This is a genomic window from Candidatus Ozemobacteraceae bacterium, assembly GCA_035373905.1.
Classification (GTDB): domain Bacteria; phylum Muiribacteriota; class Ozemobacteria; order Ozemobacterales; family Ozemobacteraceae; genus MWAR01.
This window is the reverse complement of record DAOSOK010000007.1, coordinates 67,372-90,677: the sequence shown is the minus strand read 5'-3', so window position 1 is coordinate 90,677 and position 23,306 is coordinate 67,372. Positions and strand designations below refer to the sequence as shown.

Below are 23,306 nucleotides of genomic sequence, written 5' to 3'. Positions count from 1 at the left end.
CATGTATCAGAACGGATTTCCAAGGCACGGTCGGAAAAACATGCGGCGTCGATGTCACACCCGGTTCGAGCCGAACGCCTTGTCGAGTTCGCGTTTGAGGTCGGTCCGCCAGGCTTCGCCGAGATACTCTCCCAGCAGTTGCGCACCCCAATCGAGCATCAGCGGGGCGTTTGCGACCGACCGGCAGTGGGGGGCGATATACTGGTTCAGAAGCCACTGGTCGCCGGACTTCTGGAGAACGAACGGGAAAAGACTGCACCAAAAGGGCTTCCATTTCGTGACGGGAAGTCCTTCCTCGAGACAGTGGGAATGAATTGAGCAGTACAGCACGTTTTCCGCACCGTGATACGCGAACGGGCAGGGGGCGTTACGGCTGACTTCCCGGATATACAGTCGCCCCTTGTAGGTTTCCGAGATGCCGTTTCGCAGGAACTGGATCGAGGCTTTCGAAAGTCGTCCCTGAACGATGGGGAACAGGGTCGCCAGCTTGTCGGCCTCTTCCTGGTCGATCGGCGTGCCGCGGTCTCCGATCGCGCAGCAACAGCCCTTGCAAGCCGAAAGATCGCAGGCGAAACGCGTATCCCACACGTCGTCAGCGATGATGACCTGTCCGATCTGGTGCATGATCCAGTACTACACCCTCCGCCGGCCGACCGCAACGGGCGTCGACTAATAAAATTCCCCGGATGGACCGATACTTGAAGATGATGCCTGCAATAGACATGATCATTCTTTCCATGCTGGTCGTCCTCGTGGCGATCGCGGGAATACGATTCTACCTGCGTCGCAGGGCGGCATTGCGGCAGGAAACGGCCCCTCCCGAACCGGAACCGCGGCCGGAGACGAAGCGGCCGGAAGAACCGCGCAAATCCTTTTTCGAGCCCCCGCCCCAGGCGAGGGGAGGTGCATCGTCCGGCTTCGGACCGCCACAGGAATCACCGCAACCCGCCCAGGCTCCGCCGGAGCCTGCCTCGGGGCCGCCGCCGCTGTCTCATGAACCGGAAGGGTTCGCGACGGGCGGAGCGACTCCGGGGAAACCCGGTTCCCCGGTCCCTCCGGCGAGGGTTGCAGGACCCGAAGAGCTTCCGCTCATCATCGGAAGTTTTTCGATGCCCGTTCAGGAGCGACTTCTCGCGATCCGGCGGGCGGCAGAGCTGACGCTCACCGAAGCCGTGCCGACCCTGATCGAGGTTCTCTACGAACCCGATCCCGCGATATCGGCCGCCGCCGCCGAGGCACTGGGCCGGATCGGTGACCCCCGGGGCATCGAACCCCTGCTCGAAATCACGCACAGGAACGATATCCGGCTCCTTCAGGAAATCGAGGCTTCGGGATTTTCCGGCGATGCCGTTTCCAGGGGCGCGCGCAGGGACGCCGAAAAAGGCGAGGGAAGCGAATCGCGAGACCTGGCCGTCATTCCCGAGGCGAATCCCTTCAAATACCGGGAACTCACCGTCTTCAAGATCGACCTGTTGCCGAAGGAGTATTTCCAGGCCGACGGCACGCCGATTCCCAGGCGCGATCTCGTCATGAAGGGGCTCAAGGATAACGATCAGCAGCTCCGGAAAATGGCCGCGAAAGCCGCGATCGGCATCCACGATCCGGAGGTCGTCCCGACCCTCGTCGAGGCGCTCCAGAACCCGTATGAGGTCGAGTCGGTCAGGTATCTTGCCGCCGAAGCCCTCGGCGACTCGGGCGACGAGCGCGCCGGCGCGCCGCTCCTGAAGGCCCTGAAGGACGAGAACGTCGCGGTCAGATACTCGGCCGCCGCCGCTTTGAGCAATATGCGCGACGAGAAAACCGTGGGCGCCCTGATCGAGGCGTTGAACGACGACAACGAGTTCGTGCGCTCCTCGGTGGCCTACGCCCTCGGAACGATCGGTGACAAGCGCGCCATGGAGGCCCTGCTCGGCAAGATCGACGACGGCAGCGAAGTGGTTCGTTTCTCGGTCGGCAAAGCCCTCGGTGGTCTCGGCGGAGAAGACGTCATCGCCGAGCTCGACAGGCGGCTCGACACGGCAAACGCCCGGTTCAAGCGTGCTCTCATCGACGTGGTGTCCCAGATCAAGAACGAGAGCGCCGTCGAACTCCTCAGGAAGGCCCTCCGGGATCCCGACTCCGAAACAAGTTACAAGGCCTCTCTGGCCCTGATGACCGTCGACGACGTCGACGTGCTGGACGACCTGATCGAGGCCTCGCGGCGGCTCGACCAGGAGTTGATCGCCTGGTTCCAGGCGCAGGACAAGCTTGGAAACATTCCGCCCCTCGAACCGGCACCCGGTCCGGCAAAGCCGAAAGAGCGCCAGAGCGGTGACGCGTCGAGCAAATTCAGCAGCCTTCAGTTGGAACTCGGGGGCGGCGACTCGATCGAGAAACTCGAGGCGGCTCTCAGACATGAAAGCCCCAACGTCCGCGGCTGCGCGGCGAACGCCCTCGGAGATTTCGCCGGGATGGAAGCCGGCGTCCTCCTGCTCGAGGCGTTGAACGACAAACATGAGTATGTACGGTCCTGCGCCGTTGCGGCTCTCGGCAAGAGGCGCGATCCGGAAACCCTCGACAACCTCCTGAAGCTGCAGGACCCGTCCGAGGACGTCCGATACTCGGTAGCGAAAGCGCTGCCGGGGTTCGGCCGGAAGGCGGAGATCTTTTTCGCCTTGAACAAGATGATGGAAAGCGACCCTTCCCGCGACGTCCGACGGGCGGCGAGAATGTCGCTGGACCAGATGAAAAAGGAAAGCGAGGCCGAGGAAGCACAGCATGGCGACAGAAACGTTTGAGCAGGCCGTCGAGCGAGTATACGCGTTTCACACGAAACGAGCCCCCGGTATTTATATTGGCGTAGCTATGGTACAATATGCCGTCGAGGCTCTCGGGCCCGAAAACAGGGGAAAACTGAACGCGGTCTGCGAAACTTCGACGTGCCTTCCGGACTGCCTTCAGGTACTCGTCGGATGTACTGTCGGCGTCAGGTATCTCAAGATTCGCGAAGAGATCGGACGGTATGCCTTTTCTCTGTTCAACCGGAATACGGGTGAGGGGGTTCGCGTCTTCATCGACCTCGACAAGATCGACCCCGATGAGACGCCCGAATTATATCGATTCTTTTTTCGAACGAGAAATGTTCCTGACAACCGCACGCGAGAGGAGTCGGGAAAGAAAGTCGTTGAGGAGTTCTCTCGCGTCGGGAGACGCATCCTCGGCCTCCAGCGGGTGCAGCTCCTCAAATACGGCAAGGAAGATATCCTGCCGGCGAAACGTTGCCCGAGTTGCCGCGAGTCGTTCCTCGCACGCAGCGAAACACAGGAAACGTGCGATGTCTGCTCCGGCGCATCCGCATACTATACCGTGAGGGACTGACCGGCTGCGGGTTCGGCGCGTTCCATCGCCAGCTTTCGCGAACGGTCGCGCGCGCGACGCGATGCTCAGATCGGCATCAGAACAGCGATGAAAGAGAACTCCAGCCGGAGGCGCGTCAGTCGTCTTCGACCTTGAGGACGGCCATGAAGGCTTCCTGCGGAATCTCGACGTTGCCTACCATCTTGAGACGCCGCTTGCCCTCCTTCTGTTTCTCGAGGAGCTTGCGCTTTCGCGTGATGTCGCCGCCGTAGCACTTCGCGATGACGTCTTTTCTATACGGCGCGATATTTTCTCGGGCGATGATCTTCGCCCCGATCGCCGCCTGGAGGGGGATCTGGAACTGGTGCCTGGGAATCAGCTTGCGGAGCTTTTCGATCATCGAGCGGCCGCGGCGCTCGGCGCGCTCGCGGTGCGTGAGGAAAGAGAGGGCATCGACGGGCTCGGCGTTGACGAGGATGTCGACGCGGATGATCTCGGCGGTCCTGAAGCCGATCGGCTCGTAGTCCATCGATGCGTAGCCCCGCGTGCGGCTTTTGAGCTTGTCGTAAAAATCGACCAGGATCTCGGCCATCGGCAGGTCGAACGAGATCGAGACGCGGTTTTCCGAGATGTATTCCATGTGCTTCATCGCGCCCCGCCGCTCGGTGCAGAGTTCCATGACCGTGCCGATATAATCCTTGGGCATGAACATCGTTGCGTGGACGAACGGCTCGCGGATCTCGGCGATCTTCGTCGAGTCGGGCAGTTTCGCCGGCGACTCGATCTCGGACTCGACGCCGTCAACGGTGCGGACCTGGTAGACCACGTTCGGGGCCGTCGTGACGAGCTCGAGGTTGTATTCCCGCTCGAGACGCTCCTGTACGATCTCCATATGGAGGAGACCGAGAAAACCGCACCGGAAGCCGAATCCGAGGGCGACTGAGTTCTCGGGGACGAACGAGAGGCTCGAATCGTTCAGCGTCAGTTTCTCGAGGGCGTTACGCAGTTCGTCGAAATCGCTCGCCTCGACGGGGTAGAGGCCGCAGAACACCATCGGCTTGGCTTCCTTGAAGCCGGGAATCGCCTCGACCTTGACGTTCTTGCCCGCGTTCGTGATCGTGTCGCCGATGCGGACGTGGCCCATCTCCTTGATCGTGGCGCAGAAATACCCGACGTTGCCGGCGGCGATTTCGCTCACCTGAAGGGGCTTCGGAGTGAACACGCCGGTCTCGATGACCTCGAACTCGGAGCCGGTGGAAAGAAATTTGATGCGGTCGCCGGTCTTGAACGATCCGTCCACGACGCGGCAGTAGACGACGACGCCCTTGTACGAATCATATTTCGCATCGAATATAAGGGCGCGCAGGGGCGCCTTCGGGTCACCGAGGGGGGGCGGGAACTTTTTCGCGATCGCCTCGAGAAGCTCGGGAACGCCTTTTCCCTCTTTCGCCGAAACCAGCAGGGCGTCTGAACAGTCGATGCCGACGAGATTCTCGATCTCCTTGCGCACCTTTTCGGGATCGGCGGCGGGTAGGTCGATCTTGTTGATGACCGGCAGGATCTCGAGATTCCCGGCGAGGGCGAGCGTCACGTTCGCCATCGTCTGGGCCTCGACCCCCTGGCTCGCGTCGACGACCAGAATGGCGCCCTCGCAGGCCGCGATCGACCGCGAGACTTCGTAGGAAAAATCGACGTGGCCGGGGGTGTCGATGAGGTTGTACATGTACTCCTGGCCGTCGTTCGCGTGGTAGATCATCCGGACCGCCTGGGCCTTGATCGTGATACCGCGCTCGCGCTCCAGGTCCATCGAGTCGAGGATCTGGTCCTTCATTTCGCGCTTGCTGACCGTGGCGGTATGCTCGATCAGCCGGTCGGCCAGGGTCGATTTGCCGTGGTCGATATGCGCGATAATGCAGAAATTGCGGATGTGTTTCTGGGGGTGTGACACGGGCGCTCCTAGGGGTGGCCGAAGATCAGCCGGCTCAAAGTGGTTTTGATGATCCAGAAAAGAATAAGGATGGCGATGACGGCTATGATGCCAAAAACGAAGTTGCCGATCAAGTCCTTGTTCGAGGCCCAGAAGATCGCGTCCAGCTTTTTCTGCACGTTCGGATCGTTGGGATTGTAGATCAGGATGCGCCGCAGATACTCCTCGGCGTGCTCGAAATCGGCCTTGTTCATGGCGCGGTCGCCGAAATAATGCAGGGCGTTGACCATAAGCGCGCGGGCATCCTGGTCGTTCGGCTGAAGGTTGAGCACCTGCTCGATGCGGACGTACGCTTCATCCCATTTATCCTGGTTCGCGAGAAGCTTCGCTTCGCGCAAAAGGAGGGCGGCCTTGCTCGGCTGAAGAAAATGGATGCGGTTGTTTCCCTGGTCGCTCACGATCAGCGTGTCCTGATCGGTGAGAGCCATGCCACGCGGCCACAGGAGCCGTCCGGGCCCGCTTCCGCGACCCATGGGGAAGTTCTTGACGAAAAGGCCGTTCGAGGTGATTTCGACGATCCGGTGATTTCCGCTGTCGGCGATCAGAAGATGCCCTGAGGGACCGTGAATCATGTAGGAGGGTTCGTTGAGCTCGCCCTTCCGGTTGCCCTTCACGCCGTAGCGCCAAACCACTTCACCGGCGGGATTCCAGCTCACGATCTGGTTGAACGTCGGGTAGGAAACGGCGAGATCGCCCGTGGGAAGCCAGCAGACGCCGCGCGGGGGGAGGGAGCGAAGCTCTTTTTTCTTTGTTTCTTCCTTGTAATGGATTTCCCGGAGAAACTTCCGGTCTGCGTCGAAAATCTGGACGCGCTTGTTGCCAGAATCGACGACCGCAAGCTTTCCGTCGGGGCTGATGTCGATGTCGAGCGGGGTGTCGAACTGGCCCTGCTGGCGGCCGAACCGGCCGATGACCTCGACGAGGGCGCCGTCGGAGAGCCGAAGGACCCAGATATGGCCCGTTCCGGAGCCGGCGACGTAGAGAAGCCCTTTTCCGTCGAGGGCGAGACCGACCGGCTTGTCGAGCCGGGGGCCGGGGACCGGTTTGACTTCTGGCGGTTTCGGGGTTTTCGAGACCGAGGGCTCGCGCTTTTTTTCGGGCGGAAACTGGCTTGCGATCTCTGCCTCGGTGAGGCTTGCGACCATCGACGCGACGCCCGGGGTCTGGGCCGTGATCGTGAAAAATCGCTTGAAATTCCCTTCCGGAGTGAGGATCTGAACGCGGTTGTTCTTCTGGTCGGCGACGATGATGTTGCCGGACGCGTCGCGCAGGAGGTCTTCCGGCATGATGAATTCGAGTTCGCCTTTCCCTTCATAGCCGCGAGTCACGAAGTTGGCGAACTCGAGCGCCGTTGCCGCCGTACAGGCATACGCGAGGAACGTGAGAACGGCCACGGCGAGCCACGGCCCGGGCGACGTCCTTGTATTCGGAGACCGCATCAGTTGCTGCTCTCCTCGATCTGCGGAAACATGAGGTAGTTATCGGAGGACAGCTTCTCTTCGCGGCTCATCCCGCCGCTGGTCACGATGCGGTAGGCGTCGATCGTATAGCCCGTCACGCCCGGGCGGACGATGCGCGTTTCGCCGGATTTGAGGCGGGCGTTCTTTTTCTTTTCGACGGGGTAGCGGATCGCCTTTTCATTGCGCGTCGCGACGACGACCTGGTCGAAAGGCTTGCTCGGCGCGTAGAAAGAGACATGGACCCGGCCGTTCCCGCCGCGGCAGGAAAGCAGCAGGGGCACGCCGAGCGTGTTCACGAAGCGGAAATTCTTCGAACCCCAGGCAATGGCCGCGTCGAGCCCGCGATCGGCGTAGGGGATGCCTTCGTAGATCGAGTGGTTGTGCCGTTCGGTGATTTTCATATTGGATAGCAGGGCCGTGCGATACAGGGTCGTGCTGACCTGGCAGACGCCGCCCCCCATGCCGGGAATCACGCGGCCGTTCGAAATGACGCCCGCCATCTTGAACCCGTTCTTCGAAACGCGGGGGCCGACGACCTTGTCGAAGTTGAACTCGGCGCCGGGGGCGAGAATGAGCCCGTCGCACTTCTCGGCGGCGATGCGGAGATTCTCGTTCCGCGCCTCATCGTCGGCGTGATCGGCGTGAAGCGTCTCGAACCGGCCGAGGCAGACGCCGAAGCCGAGTTTCTGGCGCTGTGCCTCGAACCCCTCGGACCCCTCGTCGATCTTCACGGAGATCGGAACGTTGAGAGCGGAGGCATCGGCTGCCTGCGATGCCATATCCTTGAGCGTCAGCAGGGTGCGTTCGCGGTCGATCACGCGCTTGCCAGAGCCGCGGATGATGCGGAGCGGATTTCCCTGTTTGTCGGTCGAGACCCGGGCCGGCTCGATGGGGGTCTGAAGATCGAGTTCCTGGAGGCTCGAGATGAGAGAGTGGGCCAGCTGAACGTCGACTTCGACGAGGGGGGGCTCCTGAACGCTGCGTTTCGAGACGCGGATCAGCTTCTGAGGCCCGAGATGCATCGTCTTCGAGTCGAGGGTGAATGAAACGTCGATGTCACGCAGTTTCGCCTGGGCGGTTTCCGTGGAACGCATTGGTGCCTCCGATCCCGTGCTCTGCGTCTGCGCCGGCTTGTCGCCCGTGCCTTGACTGACGGGCCGGCCGCTCTTCCCCTGGAAGTAGAAAATCCCCCAGAAGAAAACGCCGAGGAAGAGGGCGATGCCAAAAATCGAGGCGGCGATGGTGAGATTCCGGCGCATGAACACAGCTCCCGCGAAAAATTTAGGCCTCTTCGTCCTTCAGAGAACGGGTCATGAGATTCTTCGCTGCCTCCCGGGGAGACAGCGAATCGAAGAGAACCCTGCATATTTCTTCGGTAATAGGAAGGGGAATCGTTAGTTTTTTCCCCCACGAGGCGGCCATTCGTGCCGTTTCCACGCCTTCGATGACCATGCGGCTGCCGTGCGTCAACTCGTCGAGCGTCTTCCCGCGAGCGAGGGCCTGGCCGAGCTGGTGATTCCGGGAGAGGGGCGAGGAACAGGTCGCCATGAGATCGCCGAGTCCAGAAAGCCCGTAGAAGGTCGTCGGCCGGCCGCCAAGACGCGATCCAAGCCTGACGAGCTCATGGAGCGCGCGGGTCAGGTAGGCTGCCTTCGCGTTGTCGCCGAGGCCAAGCCCGTCGACGATGCCGGCCCCGATGGCGAACACGTTCTTCAGCGTGCCGCCGAGCTCGACCCCGGTGCGGTCGGTATGCCGGTAGACCCGAAAGTGATCGTTCGAGAGCAGTTCCTGTGCCGTTCTGGACCAGGTTTCGTCCGGACAGGCGATGACGGAGGCGCCGATCTTGCCCTCGGCGAGCTCGCCGGCGAGATTCGGTCCCGACAGGACGGCGATGCGGTCGCCCGCACTTCCGGGCTCGACGCCGGACTCTTCGACGAGAATTTCGCTGAGACGCTTGCCGGTGCCGGGTTCGAATCCCTTGGCGGCGTTGATGACGCCGGAGATCCGCGGCAGGTGCTCGCGAAGGCCGTGCGCCAAACCGCGCAAATGGGCCGAGGGAACGGCGAACAGAAGGGCATCCGCGCCAGCCGCGACGTCTGCTGCGTCGTTCGAGACTCCCAGTTCGGGCGGAAGCTCGAGATCGCTCATGAAAAACGGGTTGCGTCGCCTGTTCCTGATGCCGGAAACCACTTCCGGCTCGCGCGCCCACAGAGTGACCTGGTTGCCCTTCTTCGAGAGAAGCGTCGCGAGGACGGTTCCCCAGGAACCCGCACCGATGACTCCGATCTTCATGTGTTCCAGACGCTCCGTTTCGACGAAATTGTCACGCCGCGGGGGTCGCCCCGGGCGGTTCCGGTTCGGGTTTCCGACTGCCGAGACCGTTCTCCTCACCGTTCCAGAGCCTGACGATATTCGCCTTGTGCCTGAACACGATGAACAGGGCCGCGATCGCGGAAAAAACGACGAACGAGGACAGCCAGGCCTCGCCGCACTCCCGGAATTCGAGAATCAGAAAGGGAAGGGCGCAGGCCGCGGCGATCGAGCCGAGCGAAACGAAACCGCTCGAGACCAGCACGAGCAGGAAAATTCCCATGGCTGTGACCGAGGCTTTCGGAGCGAGGGCAAGAAAAACGCCCAGTCCCGTCGCGACGCCTTTCCCGCCCCGGAACTTCACCCAGACGGAAAGCGAGTGGCCGGCGATCGCGGCGGCGCCGGCGGCAAGACCGGTGGGGACCGCTGTTTCCGGAACCGAAAAGAAGGAGATCGAAAGAAGAACGGCGGCGAAGCCTTTCAGGATGTCGAGGATCAGGGTGATCGCGAAGGGTTTCGTGCCCAGAACGCGATGAACGTTGGTTGCGCCCATGTTGCGGCTGCCGTGCTCGAAGATGTCGATGCCGTAGAAAATGCGGCACAACAGCCATGCCGATGGTATAGACCCAAGGATATAACCGGCGGCGAACGGGTGCCAGGTGATTCCGATCATCTCGTCAACGCCCGACGGCGAGCCGCATCGGCCAGCCTTCGAAGGGGAACTCCTGCCGGATATGGTTCAGCAGATACCGCTGGTAGGAGAAGTGAACGTTCTTCGGGTCGGACGCCGTTAGCCGGAAGACGATCGGCGGCCCGTTGAGCTGGCGCAGGTTCTTGAGATGCAGGGCCCGGCCGGCGACGCTGGGGGGCGGCTGGATCGTGACGGCCTCATACAGAATCTGCTTGAGCCGTTCGTCGGTAATGCGGTGCCGGCCCGTTTCCTGCACCGTGTCGACCATCTCGAACAGCCGGTCGACGCGCTGGCCGGTGCGCGCCGAGATCGAGGTCACGGGGGCGAAATTCAGCAGCGGGAAGGCTTCGCGCGTCTCGACGAGCAGCTCGTCCCATGGGCGGGCCGTCTTATCGGCGATGTCCCACTTGTTCCAGACGATGATGCATCCCGAGCCGGCGTCGACGACCCGGCCGGCGATGCGCTTGTCCTGCTCGGAGATCTTGCCTTCCGAGGCGTCGAGAACCAGGACGGCGAGATCGGATTTCTGGATTGCGTCGAGGGTTCGGAAGACCGAAAAATACTCGACGCTGTCTTTCTGGCGGGCGGGGCGGCGCAGGCCGGCCGTGTCGATGAACCGGTAGGTGCGGCCGTTCCGGTCGACGGAGACGGTGATCGCATCGCGCGTCGTGCCGGGAACGTCGTCGACGATCGAACGGTCGTGCCCGAGAAGCCTATTGAAGAGAGAGGACTTGCCGACGTTGGGCTTGCCGACGATCGCGATGCGCTCGAGCGGCGGGGACGAAACCGAGTCGTCGGGTGCCGTTTCCCGCTCGAACGGCTCGACGACGACGTCGAGAAGGTCCGCGACGCCGATGCCGTGAACGGCGGAAATCGGGAACAGACGGTCGACACCGAGTCCGTAGAACTCCGCCGTGAGAACGTCGATCTCCTTCGGGTTGTCGATCTTGTTGACGGCGACGTAGAACGGCTTGTCGGTGCATTTTTTCCGGAGCAAGTTGAGAATCGTCCGGTCGTCGCCGTGGAGGCCGTCGCGGGCGTCTCCGAGAAAGACGATCGCGGCCGCTTCCCGAAGAGCGAAATCGACCTGGGACTTGATCGACATCATGATCGGCTGCTCGTCGTCGGGGTCGAGGCCGCCCGTGTCGACGACGTAGAAGCGCCGGCCGTTCCAGACGGCTTCGGCGTAGTTGCGGTCGCGGGTGACGCCGGGGGTGGGGTCCACGATGGCGTGCCGGTATCCGACGATCCGGTTCATGAGCGACGATTTGCCGACGTTCGGCCTGCCGACGATGGCGATGACGGGGAGGAGAGACATCCGGGAACACCTCCAAGAATGAAAAATCGATCATACCACGCATCAGCACAGGCGTCAATAGAACGCGGCGGCGGGTTGACACCGTCGGAATCATCTGTTAGGCTACCCCAGCGCTGCGAACCAACGCAGAATCGAGAGGAGGGCCGCCGTGCAGGACTGCACCGCGATACTGGCAATACAGGCTTTCGACCTTGCCGTCGACGACCTCGAGTCACGCATTCGACAACTGAAGGAAAAAGGCCTCAAGATGGAACGCGAGGTCGGCGAGGAAGAGACGCTGCTCCGCCGCAAGGAAGCCCTCCAGAAGAAGATCCTTCTGCGGCGCAGGGAAGCCGAGTCCGAAGCCGCGTCGCTGACCGAGAAGATCGGCGGCAACGAGCTTCGCCTCAAGACCGCCGGCATGACGCCGAACGCCTACATGGCCACCCAGCGCGAGCTCGAACGCAACAAGGAGCTCCTCGGCTCCGTCGAGTCGCGCGTTCTCGAAGACATGGAAAAGCTCGAGGTCCTCGAAAAGGACATCGAAAAAGCCGCGAAACTGCTGGCGGGCCGCAAACAACACCTCGACGACGTGAAGAAGCGCCTTGCCGGAGAGATCGCCGAACTCGAGCGCGAGGCCGACCTGCAGCGCACCCAGCGCCGCCAGGCTTCCCTGAAGCTCCCTGCCGTCGACCTCGAACTCTACGAGGAGATCCGACGCAAGACGAAAGGCCGCGCGATCTGGGACGCCGACAAGTCCGGCTGCCCTTCCTGCGGCATGAGCCTTTCCGCTGGCTTCATCAACGCGATGGCGGGAACGAACCGGGCCGAACCATGCCCGCACTGCAACGTGCTCATCCGCTGGGTGGGCATCGTCGACGGCGTTCGTTGAGCTTTTCCCCGCCATGCACGTGATCAGACAGAAGGTCGAAGCGATGTTCGGCGTCCGGCCGCATGCCCCCGCGGGAATGCTCTGCGCCGCCGCGCTCGTCATCCTGCTGCAGTTTGCGGCGTTCGCCCAGCAGGCCAGCGAGCCGGCGGCGACTCAGCCCCAGGCCGAACGGTATGTCTCGGATCAGGCGCTCCTGCTGAAGGAAGCCGTGAAACTCCAGATCGTCGACGCATGCGGCGAGATTGAAAAGACGCTGCGCATCCGCGTTCTGGTCAAGACCGAAGTGCTTGAGAATATCGACAGCTATTCGAAACGCATCGACTCCTTCTTCTCGGAATGGATCCGTTCGATCGGAAACGACAAGCGCGGCATCCTGCTCTACGCGGCGCTTCCCCGCGACTCCCTGAACGGGAAATTCAGCCTCAAGGTCGGCATCGGCCTGAAATACCTGATCACGCGCGAGATGGGCGAGAAGATCCTGAACCAGGTGATCCTGCCCGGCAACGCCGAGAACGACGACGGGCGCGGCTTCCTCGAGGGGATTCTGACGATCAAGAAGATGCTGGTCGACGAGCTGAAGCGCGAGAACCAGAATCTGCCGGCCCAGACCGGTTCGTTCGACCTGTTCGGCTTCCTCTGGGCCTCCAAGGAAATCCTGCTCGCCGTCTTCGTGGGCGCGTTCCTGTGCTACATGGTCTTCTTCGTCGAGCGCTGCCCCCGCTGCAACGGCTCGCTGAACATCGCCTTCGAAATCCTGAAGGAACCCGGCCACAACACCCTCGGCCTCCGCCGCCGCCTGTATTCGTGCGAGCGGTGCGGCTTCACCCGCCGCAAAAAAGAGCCGATCTACCCCGCCGGCAGCGCCGGGTTCTGGCTGTGGCTCCTGGGAACTCGCCGGAACATCCGCATCAACAGCGGGTCTTCAAAGCTTCCCGGCGATCTTTCCTCGGACGATAGACATACCCCGGCCGAATGAGGTATGATCGGACCCGGCAGGACGACCGGTCGATCGCGTCCCGTCTCCGACGGGATGAGGAAAGTCCGGGCTCCGCACGGCAGGACGCTGGGTAACGCCCAGGCTTCCCGCGAGGAATCGCGGGGGGACGGAAAGTGCAACAGAAAACATACCGCCGATGGCCCGGCAACGGGATCAGGCAAGGTTGAAATGGTGCGGTAAGAGCGCACCGGGTCGCCGGTGACGGCGATGCCTGGAAAACCCCGTCCGGAGCAAGGCCTAACAGGGGAAGGGGTTGCCTGCCCCGTCTGACCCCGGGTTGGCCGCTTGAGGTGGCGGGTAACCGTCATCCCAGATAGATGATCGACGCCCGCAAGGGTACAGAACCCGGCTTACAGGTCGCCCTGCCTTTATCCCCTTTTTATCGATAGTGGCATATATACTATGCCGATATTCCGCGGAGGGATACGGCCGGAAAAGTGATGCCGGTTTTTATATGGTTCCCGCATCAACATGATACCCCCGTTCGCCCCGAGTCTCGCGAAGGGCGAGAGCATGCTTCTGGAAGGGCCTTGGCCTTTTCCCGTGCGGAGCGCTGTGTCTATGACAACGAGGCGAGGGCGCGGCGGAGCATCACGAGACGCATGACGCTTCTGAGGCCCATCAAACCGACGAATAGAGCGAGTGTTATATGAAGGCTGCCGGTGGTGGCGCCCTTGGGAGGCGTCCAGTCGGCGAGCGAGGGGCCGCCGGCGGTTTCGACGCCTTTCAGATACATGACCCGGGGGAAGAGGAGGGGGTCGGCGGTTCGTTTGATGTCGTCGCCGTCGATCGTGAAGCCGAATTTCAGGCCGGCGGAAGCGATGGCGTTTCTCGAGGCGGTGTCGTATTCGCCGAAGGGATACGCATACCATGACACGTCCGTGCCAAGATGCGTTTCGAGGTCCTGCTTCGCTTTCAGGGTTTCGGCGAGGAGATCGCCGCCTTCCTTGAGAAGTTTCGGCGGTTCGATATGCCGGAGTCCGTGAAGGCCGACCAGACAGCCTGTTTCCGAAGCGAGAGCGTTCAGCGCATCCCACGTGAGATAACCGGGCTGGCCGATGAACTCCGTGGTGACGAAGAGCACGGACCGGATGCCGCGCTCCTTGTGCAGCCTGCGGATCGCGTCGGCCGACGTGACGAGGCCGTCGTCGAAGGTGAGGAGATACCGCCTGCCGCCGCTGATTTCGCCGCTCAGCCAGGCCGGAAAACTCGCCGGATCGAGGGGCGAATACCCGTGGTTCGAAAGCCGGGAAATCCAGTCGGAAAGGCCGTCCCAGGTGATTTCCCATGGGCGGGTGGGGGAGCCGGTCACCCCGTGGAAGGTCGGGGCAATCAGGATTTCGGCTCTCGAAGAACTCCAGCCGTTCATGAAGCCGAAGATGGCCCCCGCGAACAGGAACAGCGCGAGCAGGATGTGATACAGGATCGCCTTTGTGAGATGCGCGCGGCGGAGTTGAAGGGCGTCGGCGGTGGGTTCCATGGTCAGGCCTCGAGAATGGAATTTTTCATGTAGTCCAGAAATCCGGGGGCCCTTACGAGAACGGGATCGAGCGAGAACCGCCGGCCTGGATTGGCCGCTTCTGCTTCGCGAATGATTTCTGGTATATCTATGGCTATATGATTTCCGGTCAAGGCAAAAATGGGTACCAGCCGAATCTCGGTTGCCCCGGCACGAACGGCTTCGGCGATCGAGTCGCGGATGCCCGGGGGGCACTCGCGGAGAAACCCGTGTGTCACGTGACGCCCTGGAAGTGACGAACGGAGTGCCTCGACGAATGCCGCCGCTTCTGCCTGCGACTGCGGGTTGCGGGAACCGTGAAACACGAGAATGACGGCGGCGTTGTGCATGCGGGGAAGTCTACTGTAGAATACCCCCCGACGCAATATCCTGAGGCCCGGAGCCCTTCATGATCCTGACGGTCACCCCGAACCCGCTTCTCGACTACATCATCCACTCACCGGTCCCCCCGGCGCAGGGCGGCCACCGGACCCGTTTCATCGACTGGACGGTCGGCGGAAAGGGGATCAACGTTGCGAGAATGCTCAAGACCCTCGGCCGACCGGCCCTCGCCATGGGCTTCGCCGGGGGCCCGAATGGCGAGAAAATCCGCCAAAAGCTGAAAGACCAGGGCGTGTCGGCCCTGTTCGTCCCGACGGAAGCCGAAACCCGCGTGGGCATCAATATGGTCGTCGAGAATCCGCCTGACCAGACCTGGTGGATCGAAGACGGCGAGGAGTTGCTCGAATCCGAGATCGTCGAGTTTCTCGAGATGCTCGAGCGGGAGCTTCCGCGAACCAGAATCCTCGCCATGTCCGGCACGATTCCCGGCAGGAACAACCGGGACTTGTACCGCCGGGTGATCGAACGGTGTCGCGCATATCGGTGCGACATCTTCATCGACGCACGCGGCGATCCGCTCCGGGCGGCTCTCGAGGTTGGCGGCTTCTTCCTGAAGCACAATCGCGACGAGGCCCGTGAATCGTTCGGGCTCGACCCGTTCGATGAATCCGGATCCGGAGACTTTTTCAAACGCCTTGCCGATGCCGGGATTTGGGGTGCCCTGGTCACGGACGGCCCCCGGGACGCTCTCCTGTGGGAGCCGCCGCACCTCTGGAGACTGCGGCCACCGGTGCTCAGGGAAGTGAGCGCCATCGGCTCGGGCGACGCGGCGATGGCCGGTCTTCTCTGGGCCCATGCCAACGGCCTTGACCGGCTCGATGCAGCCCGCTGGGCCATGGCTGCAGGCGCTGCCGATGCCTTGCACCCGGGCCCCTGCGAGGCCGGCTACCTGGAGATCGAACGACGGATATCGGAAATTCAGGTTGCATCATCCTGAGCCCCGATTGAACGGCCGTCGCGGATGGCGCGTCTGTATTCCAGGAGTGCATTTGTTCCGCTTCTTGCAGAATCCTGCAAAATGCCGTTCTCGATTCGCATCTCAGCATATTTACTATCTTCATAGACCCTCTGGGGGGAATTTGGTAGAATTCTAAATAGAGGCTTTGAAGAACGGGAGAAAGTTCATGCGCCGGCGCGGAAAAAACGGGTTCACACTGCTGGAAATCCTTATCGGCGCGTCCGTATTGGCGATTTTTCTCACCGGTGTGTATCAAGTATACCGAGGCGTGACGCGTTCGTTCCGCCAGTCGAACTGGTCGCTCACCATGCAGACCCATGCCCGAAACGGCCTTACGTTCCTTCGCGAGGAGATGCAGCGGGCTTCGTACAAGACGACCATCAATATCGGCTCCGTCGTTGTCGAGGATGACAAGACGATGAAAGTGCGCGAAGGCCTGACCACCTCCGATCAGGTCATCGCAGAATGGTTTATCGGAATCCCCTTTCGGACCGACGTTCCGAGTTCGGGGGCCTGTTTCAAAAGCAGCGTCGAGTTTTCCGGGGGGAAGCTCGTCTACAAAAAGGCGCTCGACCCGGGTTCGCCCCCGAACACTCTCGGTGAAACCCTCTACGCAGGAAGAGTGCTCATGGAAAACGTCCATTCCGTCGATCTGTCGGTGAGCGCCTTCGACGTCGATTCTGCAACGGGAAGCCAGCTTGTCACCATCGCCGTCGAACTCAGACACCCCGAGAAAACGCAGTTCCCGAACACGAAGGTCGTCGAGTCGACCGCGGCGAAAGTCGATGTGAAGGTTGAGCATCTATGAGAAACAACGGAACGACGCTGCTCGAAGTATTGCTCGCCGTCGCGATGCTCGCTCTCGCGATGATCCCGATGTTCGGCCTGATGAGTTCTTCGAACACCGCGAGCAGAGTTCAGAAAATCGAGGGCGTCGCCGCAAACCTCGCCAAGGAAGAGATGAACAAGTGGATGTACGTCTTCGATCCGGTGAATTTCCCGAACGACGGCGTCGAAGACTTCGTGAACGGAGGCCCGTTTATCGTCGAGGGGAACGAAGTCGAAATAAAGGTTCGGGTATATAGACATCAGAATACATCAACGAACGTGAAATATCCCGATTTCGTTTGGCACGATTTCCGCACCTCCTGCCCGGGCGGCACGGAAGGAAACGATCTCGACTCGAAGACGAACGAACTGACCCGGACGATCGAGGAAGTAACCAAGGATTCAACAAAACCCAGACTGATCGACATCGCGATGCAGGTCCGGTGGCGGACGCCGAACACGGCCTGGTCCGACGTCAACAGGTTCTTTCTCCTGGGCCGAAGGGGGTGGATGTGAACGACATGAAGCGGTCGAACCGTCGCGGCGTGGCCATCATCATCGTCCTCACGTTCATTACCGGCACGCTTGCGTTCGCCACGGCAATGTTCTATTTCCGCAAGGAAGTGAAGCAGCAGAACGTCGTCAACGTGAATTTCCTGCAGGCGAACTTCCTCTCGCAGTCGGCCGTTCAGCATGCCCTGGTCAAATGCCGTATCCTTCCCCAGGAAGCCTACGACTCGGGAATGGCGCTCCAGGGGTTCTGCCCGCTCCAGGCCGTCATCGCCGGGCAGACCCCCTCGAGGGGAACGCCCAGCGCCCGGGCCATGGAGATTTTCATCGGCGACTGCAACACGACGGCCATTCCCTGGGATTCCCGGATTCAGTCAGACTTCGGAATCGACCTGAACGACTGGAAATACCAGGTGGCGAGCATGACGGTCATCGCGGCTTTCACGAATGTGGTGGATAAAGAGTTCGTTCTGACCTCGCAGATCATCGCGAGCGGCACCGTCATCGAGCGCAGAGGTGGCCGAGGGGCCCGATCTGAGCTCATGACGAAAACCATCGAATTGACGAGAAAAATCACCATCGACTGAACGTATAGGGGCGAAGGAGGGGGAGTATGAATCGGAGATGGAGCTGGCCTTGGCTTGGGGTGTGCCTGCTGTTGATGCTTGCAGGAGGGAGTGTCGTTGCCTGCGAATTGCCGGCTGAACCAACGGCCGCTGTCATTCCGGCGAAAGACGATATGGGAGAACTCGGTATCAGCATCGTGAACAAAGGTGACGGCACGAACTATTTCCTGGTTCCTGCGAACCAGGAAATCAAAATGTATATCGTCTGGGATCCCTACGATCACAACGGATCGAAAGCCCAAAAAAAATACGATTACGTATGGAAACCCGATTACGGCAATATCGGGTTCGAGAACAGGGTTCCGGCCACCGACGGGCATGGATTTTTTCCGCTTTCGGCGATGGCGAAATTTTTCACCGTACAGGGAAATCGCAAGGACGTCAGTGAGGCCTTCGGACGCGCGACCGGCGAAACTGCCCCGGAGAATACGTTCCTCCCGGACAACGGGCTGAAGCCGTCCGAGCTTCTGATTCAGGGCTTCGTGAAAGGTGATAACGATGCGACCGTGTCCATCGAAGGTCACCAGGCGTCGGCGTATCCACACGTTTCCAATCTCTGCGATCCTACGGGAAATGATCTGAATGTCAGCGAAGGAGAGACTGACAGCGTTCTCCCGAATAACTGGGACATCTTTTCGCCGAAAACCTTCACTCCTCCGATTTACAGTAAAAACGGCAAGAATTATCGGAAGACAGCCACGTTCAAACAGGGATCCTCGGGTTTGTTCATCGGAGATCTGAACATCGGTATGACCACCCTGAAGAATGAAGATTACAAAGCCTATATCGTCGAAGGCGGCCCGAACGTGTGGCTCGGCGACGAGGCTCTCCCGGTTCTTCCGGACGGCGCGAAAGAAGGCGGCGTCGGCAACTCGACGGGTGAAATTACCGTGAAATTCCCCACGCCGACGCTGGGCTCTTCCGGCCCGATCAAGGTCAAGGTCATCTGCCCCCCGGCTGGCTTCGAGATCACGAATTTGTTCTGGGCCTGGGAAGAGGATCTGTGGGTCGAGGTCGCCTCGGATACCAATGGAGATGACGTATTCGACAGCTTCTATATCGATTCGGATGACCCCGAGAGTGGCGTGAGAACACTGAAATGCAGCGTCGGGCTCAAGCTCGTTGTGAACAAAGTCAGCAACGCCGCCGGCTACTCTGCTTTCCATGTGTACAATACTCAGCCCCCGATCACTTCCAAGCTCGCGGTTACTGCGAATACCCCTTATAATACCGGTGACTCGTCCGTATCCGTTCCCTTCAGCTTGAGTGTCTACGGTTCAGACCCATTTGCGAATCTGCCCGTTCCCGACGGATTGCATGGCAAGCGAGGGGACTCAGGAATAACGATCAAGCACGATTCCGTTGGAATGAAGAATTCCATCAAGTTGTTTATGTCCTATCCGGTATATTCCTTCAAGCCATCAGGAATTCTGGGCGTGAACGATCTCGATCAGCCGAGCAAAATGAATCTCGGTCTCATCGGTTTCGATTCGAGCTCCACGCCGACAGATCCGAAGTGGAAGGGCATGTATTACGAGCAGAAATGGGTCTGGTTGCCGGGCACCGTCAGCGCCGACGCTCCCACGTTCGTCACGCTGAACGCCGACGGTCAGTCGACGCTTGGCGGCGGCGTCTGGACCATCACCGGTTCGGCTCAATTCAACGTTCCGGTGCCCCAGCATTTCGCGAATGACGGCTCCGGCAAGTCATCGGCGTATTCAGCCCATGAATGGGACTACCCTGCCCCTGATTCGCCCGACGTGACCAAACTCTGGAAGGTGTTTGCGGTTGCCGAAGATGCATCGGGCTTCAAATCGGTTTCTTATGATGACGTGGTTGGCGCCATCGATCCGGCGACGGTCAAAGCTTCTGCCGGCAAGGTTTGGGACAACGGCGTCGTGCTTCCTGACGAGCCTTCGACGGTACTGAAAACAGAATACGATAACAGCCCGCCGCTCGAAAACAGCATCCCTTCAGATATCGCTGTCGATAGTGAGGGATATACATGGCAGAGTTACGCGTATCTCAAATGCGCCGACAACACGCCGCCAGAAATCCAGCTGATCGTATTCGACACCCGTAACAATCTGTACCATATCTTCGGTACGAACGCAGGCGGTGATGGGAAAATCGCTGATTCCAACCCGAGTTTCAGCGCCTATCAGACGGCCAATCCCTACGGCACTGCTGACAATACGGAAATTACGAACGGACTGAAATTCGAAGCGTTCGATAGTTCGTTGTATAACCGCTTTATCGACAAGGAAAAGAAGGGTGGGGCCAGTGCCCTCAATCCTGGCGACGGCATCGCAGGAAAAGGCTTCGTGTGTCAGGCCAATACCCGCCTCGTTTTCTACATCCGGGCCTGGGACAACATCAACACATTCTCGGAAGCGGACCGCTTTGGTGTGGACAAGATCTCCTATACCGTCCGCGATGATAATAAGGCATCGGCGGATACTCCCCCGAATGAGTCGAATGTCACATACGATCCGCAGGGCCTCATGCAGAATCCGCCGTTCTGGCAGTTCCGCGCCCCCAATGTCAGCGGCGGTACCCCGGACGGCAAGGAATACAGCATCACGGTCAAAGCGAAGGATTTCGCCGGGAAGGAACGCGAGCTGGTTCTGAAAATCTACGCCGTCGGAAGCGATCTGAATATCCGCTCCCTGGAAGAGAAACGGCAAAGAAACTGATCCTTCTGACTGATCTCACAAAAGCCCCTGCCGAAAGGCAGGGGCTTTTCATCCGGGCGGAGCGTTCTGTTCCTATTGAGTCCTGGATATCAAAAACCAGCTTCGTATCTCTCTTCGTGCTGAGCTTGTCGAAGCACGAACAGCCACTTGCCGATGATTCCTCATTTCGCCCTTCGACAGACTCAGGGCGAACGGGTGGCTTTCATTCCGCAGGACTCAATAACTTCCCTTGATCGTCGTGATGATTTCCTGGATATCATTTTTTGAGACGGCGCCTGGTTCCTCGAGGGCCTCCTCGAGCATGGGGAGGGCCGCCTGGCCATATTTGAGAAGGAGACGGCGTGCGTTCTGTGCCACATTTCTGTTGGCATCGCCCAGGCACTTGATGATCGACGGAACCGTTACTTGGGGCTGCGTCAGAATTTCATCGATACACGCCATTCCCTGAACCTTCATCCATCGTGTGTCGCTCTCGATCCAGGAGACGATGGCCGGCACGGCCGGGTCGGCGGCCGGCCCGATCTTTCTCAGAGCTTCGATCGACATGAGTTTCACCCGGGTGTCGGGCGACTGGAGGGCGGTCACGAGGGCGTTGAGCGATTCGGGAGTGGCCCTGCGAAATGTTCCCAGATCGTATGCGGCACGGGCGGCGACTTTCGGATCCGGATTTTCGATGTCCGCGAGGGCGCGGACGAATCTGGGGTCTTTCCTGAACTCATCCGAGAGCGTGCCCACGCCGGGAAGCGTGATTTCCTGGGAGGCGGAAAACGTGATTTGAGGAGAGGTCTTGTCCACGGCCGGCTTTTGATCCTGTGTGAGCGTTGCGGAGGCGACGGCCGGCGTTGGGGGAGCCGGTTTCTTCTGGTGTTCTGCCTGTTCGTCGAGTTTTCGCTTCTTTTCGGCGAGATAGGAAATGACCAGGTCCTTTTCCATGGTCTGCTGGTTGCGGATTATTCCAAGCCATTTCTCGGCGACGGCGGCGAGCTCGGGAGCGGGCTTCGCGGCGAGGAACTCGCCAAGTTCCTTCTCGGCGATGTCGCGATCGCCGCGGAAGAACCGGTAGATGTTGTAAAAAAGCGCCGCCGAAGGGTCTTTCCCGGCTTCCAGTTTTGACTCGTAATGGTTCAGCGCCGTGACGATAATGCCCTCGTCGTTCCCGCCCAGATACCCGATGTCGAGCTCAACGCAGTCGGCGAACAGGGCGAACGCCTTGTCGAAATTCCCGAGGCCTTTTTCCTTCAGGGCTTCCCGGAACAGGCTGCGCGCCTTCTTCTGCGCTTCCGTGAGCGTGCTCTCGTCGACCGCGGGCGCCCGGGCGGCTTCGATCGATGCCTCGAGCTTGCGGATCCGCACGGAAAGCCCCGGAAATTCCGGGTTCAGCCGATAGGCCTGTTTGAATGCCTCGAGAGCGTTTTGCGGCTGCCGATTGATTTCGTATGTATACCCGAGGGCATAGAGATACTGCGCATTGCCGGGCTGTTTCTTCAGTTCCTCCTGGAGGAGGGCGACGGCCTTGTCGGCCTGCTTTGCGCGAAGAAACTCCTTCACCTTCACAAGGGTCGGGCTGATTTTTCCGCTCGACGACATCTGGGCACCGGCCTGATACGAGGATAAGGCAAGAAACACGCACAACCCGATCGTAAGTTGGTTTCGCATCTCGTCAGAGCCCCTTTTCCTTCATATAATCCTCCATCGTCTTCCCTTCTTTTTTGAGCTTTTCCTCGAGCTTGCCCTGACCGGGCAGCTCGCCTTTCTTCTGCTTCTCGATGATGCTCGCCTTGATCTCTTCGAGAACCTGTTCTCGTTCCTCGTCGGATGTGGCGTTCTGAAGCTTCGCACGGGCCTCTGCGATCATGTCCTCGACCTTCTGCTTCTCTTCCTGGGTGATTTTTTCTGAACTGCTGCCCATCAGCTCCTCGAGGTCTTTCTGGGAAAAGTCGCCGGCTTCGATTGTGTCGAGGAGCTTCTCCTTGTTCGACCGGTTCAGGTAATCGAACTTGTGCGTGATGACGTACTCCTCGTTCGGGTCGCTGACGTAGTCGAGGGCGCGCATGTAGACTTCTGCGGCCTTGTCCTTCTTGTTCGCGATCTCGTACAGGAATGCGAGCTGGAGCATCGGGGTCTTCTGCCACTCCTGGCCCGAAAACGACTTCTGAAGCGCCTGTTCGTAGATCTCGGTGGCCTTTTTCAGCTCGTCGTAATTCTTGTACCGGAGCGGAGGATCGAGTCTGAACGCCTGGTAAAGAGTGACGGCGAGCTTGATCTTTTCGGGGCTGTTCTGGTTCTTCAGATAGATGGAAAACTTGTTCTCGCCTTCCTTGCTGAATTCCTCCTGAAGGTCCTTGATCTTCTTCTTGAAATTCTTCAGCTTCTCGTTGTAATCGCCGTCCTTCTCTTTCGATGGGCGCGAGCGGGCGACGATGTCAAGATTCTCCTTCGACGCCAGGTAATCCTTCTTCTGAAGGAGCATTTTTGCATAGATATATCTATATACAGCGTTGTCCGGCTCCTTCTTCAGCACCTCGAACATCAAGTTGCTGGCGTTCTCGATATCCTTGTTCTTGAAAGCCTCTTCGGCCTGCTGATACAGCTTGAGAGCCTCGGGGTTCGAAACGGCCGCGAACATAGCGCTGCCGCATGAAACGAACAACACGGCAACGAGAAGATTCCGCCATCCTCTGTTTTCCATCGGTGACTCCTCATCGACAAGCGAGTGTAGTACGAACGCATCCTACCATATCCCCAGAACGGAGTTCTACCATCCGGGATTGTCTCTTCCGGCGGAAGACATCGGATGGTCCCGCCCCTGATCGCCGCC

20 protein-coding genes and 1 other RNA gene are annotated in these 23,306 nt (G+C 60.1%); 10 read left to right on the top strand and 11 right to left on the bottom strand.

The annotated features are described in order from the left end of the window. Nucleotides 1–54: 54 nt before the first annotated feature. Nucleotides 55–624, bottom strand: a complete 570-nt coding sequence (locus PLU72_05060) for a DUF3109 family protein (GenBank protein ID HOT27535.1) — start codon at nt 622–624, stop codon at nt 55–57. Between the two features lie 98 nt (nt 625–722). Between PLU72_05060 and PLU72_05055 the strand changes: the two genes are divergently transcribed. Beyond that, nucleotides 723–2,777, top strand: a complete 2,055-nt coding sequence (locus PLU72_05055; GenBank protein ID HOT27534.1) for a HEAT repeat domain-containing protein — start codon at nt 723–725, stop codon at nt 2,775–2,777. Then, on the top strand, nt 2,758–3,357 hold the full coding sequence (locus PLU72_05050) for an FmdE family protein (GenBank protein HOT27533.1): 600 nt from the start codon (nt 2,758–2,760) through the stop codon (nt 3,355–3,357). The genes PLU72_05055 and PLU72_05050 overlap by 20 nt, the downstream gene beginning before the upstream one ends. 115 nt (nt 3,358–3,472) lie before the next feature. Here PLU72_05050 and lepA read toward each other — a convergent pair whose 3' ends face one another. Genes lepA through der form a run of 6 tightly spaced genes read right to left on the bottom strand, consistent with a single transcriptional unit; the run spans nt 3,473 to nt 11,102 of the window. After that, a complete protein-coding gene (gene lepA / locus PLU72_05045) occupies nt 3,473–5,284 on the bottom strand; it encodes a translation elongation factor 4 (GenBank protein ID HOT27532.1) in 1,812 nt (603 codons plus the stop codon). 8 nt (nt 5,285–5,292) lie between these two features. Further along, the gene (locus tag PLU72_05040; protein HOT27531.1) at nt 5,293–6,762 is read right to left on the bottom strand and encodes a hypothetical protein; all 1,470 of its coding nucleotides are present in this window, start codon (nt 6,760–6,762) and stop codon (nt 5,293–5,295) included. Beyond that, nucleotides 6,762–8,042: a VanW family protein gene (locus tag PLU72_05035; GenBank protein ID HOT27530.1), complete on the bottom strand. Its 1,281-nt coding sequence runs from the start codon at nt 8,040–8,042 to the stop codon at nt 6,762–6,764. The genes PLU72_05040 and PLU72_05035 overlap by 1 nt, the downstream gene beginning before the upstream one ends. Nucleotides 8,043–8,064: 22 nt before the next feature. Then, the gene (locus PLU72_05030; GenBank protein ID HOT27529.1) at nt 8,065–9,174 is read right to left on the bottom strand and encodes an NAD(P)H-dependent glycerol-3-phosphate dehydrogenase; all 1,110 of its coding nucleotides are present in this window, start codon (nt 9,172–9,174) and stop codon (nt 8,065–8,067) included. Beyond that, nucleotides 9,107–9,766, bottom strand: coding sequence for a glycerol-3-phosphate 1-O-acyltransferase PlsY (plsY, locus tag PLU72_05025; protein HOT27528.1), 660 nt, complete (start codon nt 9,764–9,766; stop codon nt 9,107–9,109). Before plsY ends, PLU72_05030 begins: the two co-directional genes overlap by 68 nt. 4 nt (nt 9,767–9,770) lie before the next feature. Further along, on the bottom strand, nt 9,771–11,102 hold the full coding sequence (gene der, locus PLU72_05020) for a ribosome biogenesis GTPase Der (protein ID HOT27527.1): 1,332 nt from the start codon (nt 11,100–11,102) through the stop codon (nt 9,771–9,773). Nucleotides 11,103–11,250: 148 nt separating this feature from the next. On the opposite strand from der, the gene PLU72_05015 reads away from it, so the two are divergent. From PLU72_05015 to rnpB, 3 genes are all read left to right on the top strand, one after another. Next, nucleotides 11,251–11,973, top strand: a complete 723-nt coding sequence (locus PLU72_05015) for a hypothetical protein (GenBank protein HOT27526.1) — start codon at nt 11,251–11,253, stop codon at nt 11,971–11,973. Nucleotides 11,974–11,986: 13 nt separating this feature from the next. Then, nucleotides 11,987–12,949 (top strand): TPM domain-containing protein, encoded by a 963-nt coding sequence (locus PLU72_05010; GenBank protein ID HOT27525.1) that lies wholly within the window; start codon nt 11,987–11,989, stop codon nt 12,947–12,949. Nucleotides 12,950–12,966: 17 nt separating this feature from the next. After that, nucleotides 12,967–13,339: RNase P RNA component class A (gene rnpB / locus PLU72_05005), an RNA gene on the top strand. A gap of 190 nt (nt 13,340–13,529) precedes the next feature. On the opposite strand, the gene PLU72_05000 is transcribed toward rnpB, so the two are convergent. Together PLU72_05000 and PLU72_04995 are read right to left on the bottom strand one after the other, a co-directional pair. Further along, entirely contained in the window at nt 13,530–14,450 is a 921-nt protein-coding gene (locus PLU72_05000; GenBank protein HOT27524.1) for a polysaccharide deacetylase family protein, read from the bottom strand. A gap of 2 nt (nt 14,451–14,452) precedes the next feature. Then, on the bottom strand, nt 14,453–14,818 hold the full coding sequence (locus PLU72_04995) for a CbiX/SirB N-terminal domain-containing protein (GenBank protein ID HOT27523.1): 366 nt from the start codon (nt 14,816–14,818) through the stop codon (nt 14,453–14,455). 59 nt (nt 14,819–14,877) lie between these two features. On the opposite strand from PLU72_04995, the gene PLU72_04990 reads away from it, so the two are divergent. From PLU72_04990 to PLU72_04970, 5 genes are all read left to right on the top strand, one after another. Then, entirely contained in the window at nt 14,878–15,807 is a 930-nt protein-coding gene (locus tag PLU72_04990; GenBank protein ID HOT27522.1) for a PfkB family carbohydrate kinase, read from the top strand. Nucleotides 15,808–16,096: 289 nt separating this feature from the next. After that, on the top strand, nt 16,097–16,636 hold the full coding sequence (locus PLU72_04985; GenBank protein HOT27521.1) for a hypothetical protein: 540 nt from the start codon (nt 16,097–16,099) through the stop codon (nt 16,634–16,636). Next, nucleotides 16,633–17,172 carry a hypothetical protein gene (locus PLU72_04980; protein HOT27520.1) on the top strand — a complete coding sequence of 180 codons (540 nt, stop codon included), beginning with the start codon at nt 16,633–16,635 and terminating at the stop codon, nt 17,170–17,172. Before PLU72_04985 ends, PLU72_04980 begins: the two co-directional genes overlap by 4 nt. Then, nucleotides 17,169–17,753 (top strand): hypothetical protein, encoded by a 585-nt coding sequence (locus tag PLU72_04975; protein HOT27519.1) that lies wholly within the window; start codon nt 17,169–17,171, stop codon nt 17,751–17,753. Before PLU72_04980 ends, PLU72_04975 begins: the two co-directional genes overlap by 4 nt. 59 nt (nt 17,754–17,812) lie before the next feature. Beyond that, complete coding sequence (locus PLU72_04970; protein HOT27518.1) at nt 17,813–20,488, top strand: hypothetical protein; 2,676 nt, start codon at nt 17,813–17,815, stop codon at nt 20,486–20,488. Nucleotides 20,489–20,704: 216 nt separating this feature from the next. Here PLU72_04970 and PLU72_04965 read toward each other — a convergent pair whose 3' ends face one another. Together PLU72_04965 and PLU72_04960 are read right to left on the bottom strand one after the other, a co-directional pair. After that, nucleotides 20,705–22,144, bottom strand: coding sequence for a HEAT repeat domain-containing protein (locus PLU72_04965; GenBank protein ID HOT27517.1), 1,440 nt, complete (start codon nt 22,142–22,144; stop codon nt 20,705–20,707). 4 nt (nt 22,145–22,148) lie between these two features. Then, entirely contained in the window at nt 22,149–23,177 is a 1,029-nt protein-coding gene (locus tag PLU72_04960; GenBank protein ID HOT27516.1) for a hypothetical protein, read from the bottom strand. Nucleotides 23,178–23,306 lie beyond the last annotated feature (129 nt).

Bases quoted from the DNA above. Each gene is read 5' to 3' on its own strand.
- PLU72_05000 (HOT27524.1), bottom strand. From the start codon at position 14,450: ATGGAACCCACCGCCGACGCCCTTCAACTCCGCCGCGCGCATCTCACA.
- PLU72_04995 (HOT27523.1), bottom strand. From the start codon at position 14,818: ATGCACAACGCCGCCGTCATTCTCGTGTTTCACGGTTCCCGCAACCCG.
- der (HOT27527.1), bottom strand. From the start codon at position 11,102: ATGTCTCTCCTCCCCGTCATCGCCATCGTCGGCAGGCCGAACGTCGGC.
- plsY (HOT27528.1), bottom strand. From the start codon at position 9,766: ATGATCGGAATCACCTGGCACCCGTTCGCCGCCGGTTATATCCTTGGG.
- PLU72_05055 (HOT27534.1), top strand. From the start codon at position 723: ATGATCATTCTTTCCATGCTGGTCGTCCTCGTGGCGATCGCGGGAATA.
- PLU72_05040 (HOT27531.1), bottom strand. From the start codon at position 6,762: ATGCGGTCTCCGAATACAAGGACGTCGCCCGGGCCGTGGCTCGCCGTG.
- PLU72_05035 (HOT27530.1), bottom strand. From the start codon at position 8,042: ATGCGCCGGAATCTCACCATCGCCGCCTCGATTTTTGGCATCGCCCTC.
- PLU72_05060 (HOT27535.1), bottom strand. From the start codon at position 624: ATGCACCAGATCGGACAGGTCATCATCGCTGACGACGTGTGGGATACG.
- PLU72_04980 (HOT27520.1), top strand. From the start codon at position 16,633: ATGAGAAACAACGGAACGACGCTGCTCGAAGTATTGCTCGCCGTCGCG.
- PLU72_05010 (HOT27525.1), top strand. From the start codon at position 11,987: ATGCACGTGATCAGACAGAAGGTCGAAGCGATGTTCGGCGTCCGGCCG.
- PLU72_04960 (HOT27516.1), bottom strand. From the start codon at position 23,177: ATGGAAAACAGAGGATGGCGGAATCTTCTCGTTGCCGTGTTGTTCGTT.
- PLU72_05050 (HOT27533.1), top strand. From the start codon at position 2,758: ATGGCGACAGAAACGTTTGAGCAGGCCGTCGAGCGAGTATACGCGTTT.
- PLU72_04990 (HOT27522.1), top strand. From the start codon at position 14,878: ATGATCCTGACGGTCACCCCGAACCCGCTTCTCGACTACATCATCCAC.
- PLU72_04965 (HOT27517.1), bottom strand. From the start codon at position 22,144: ATGCGAAACCAACTTACGATCGGGTTGTGCGTGTTTCTTGCCTTATCC.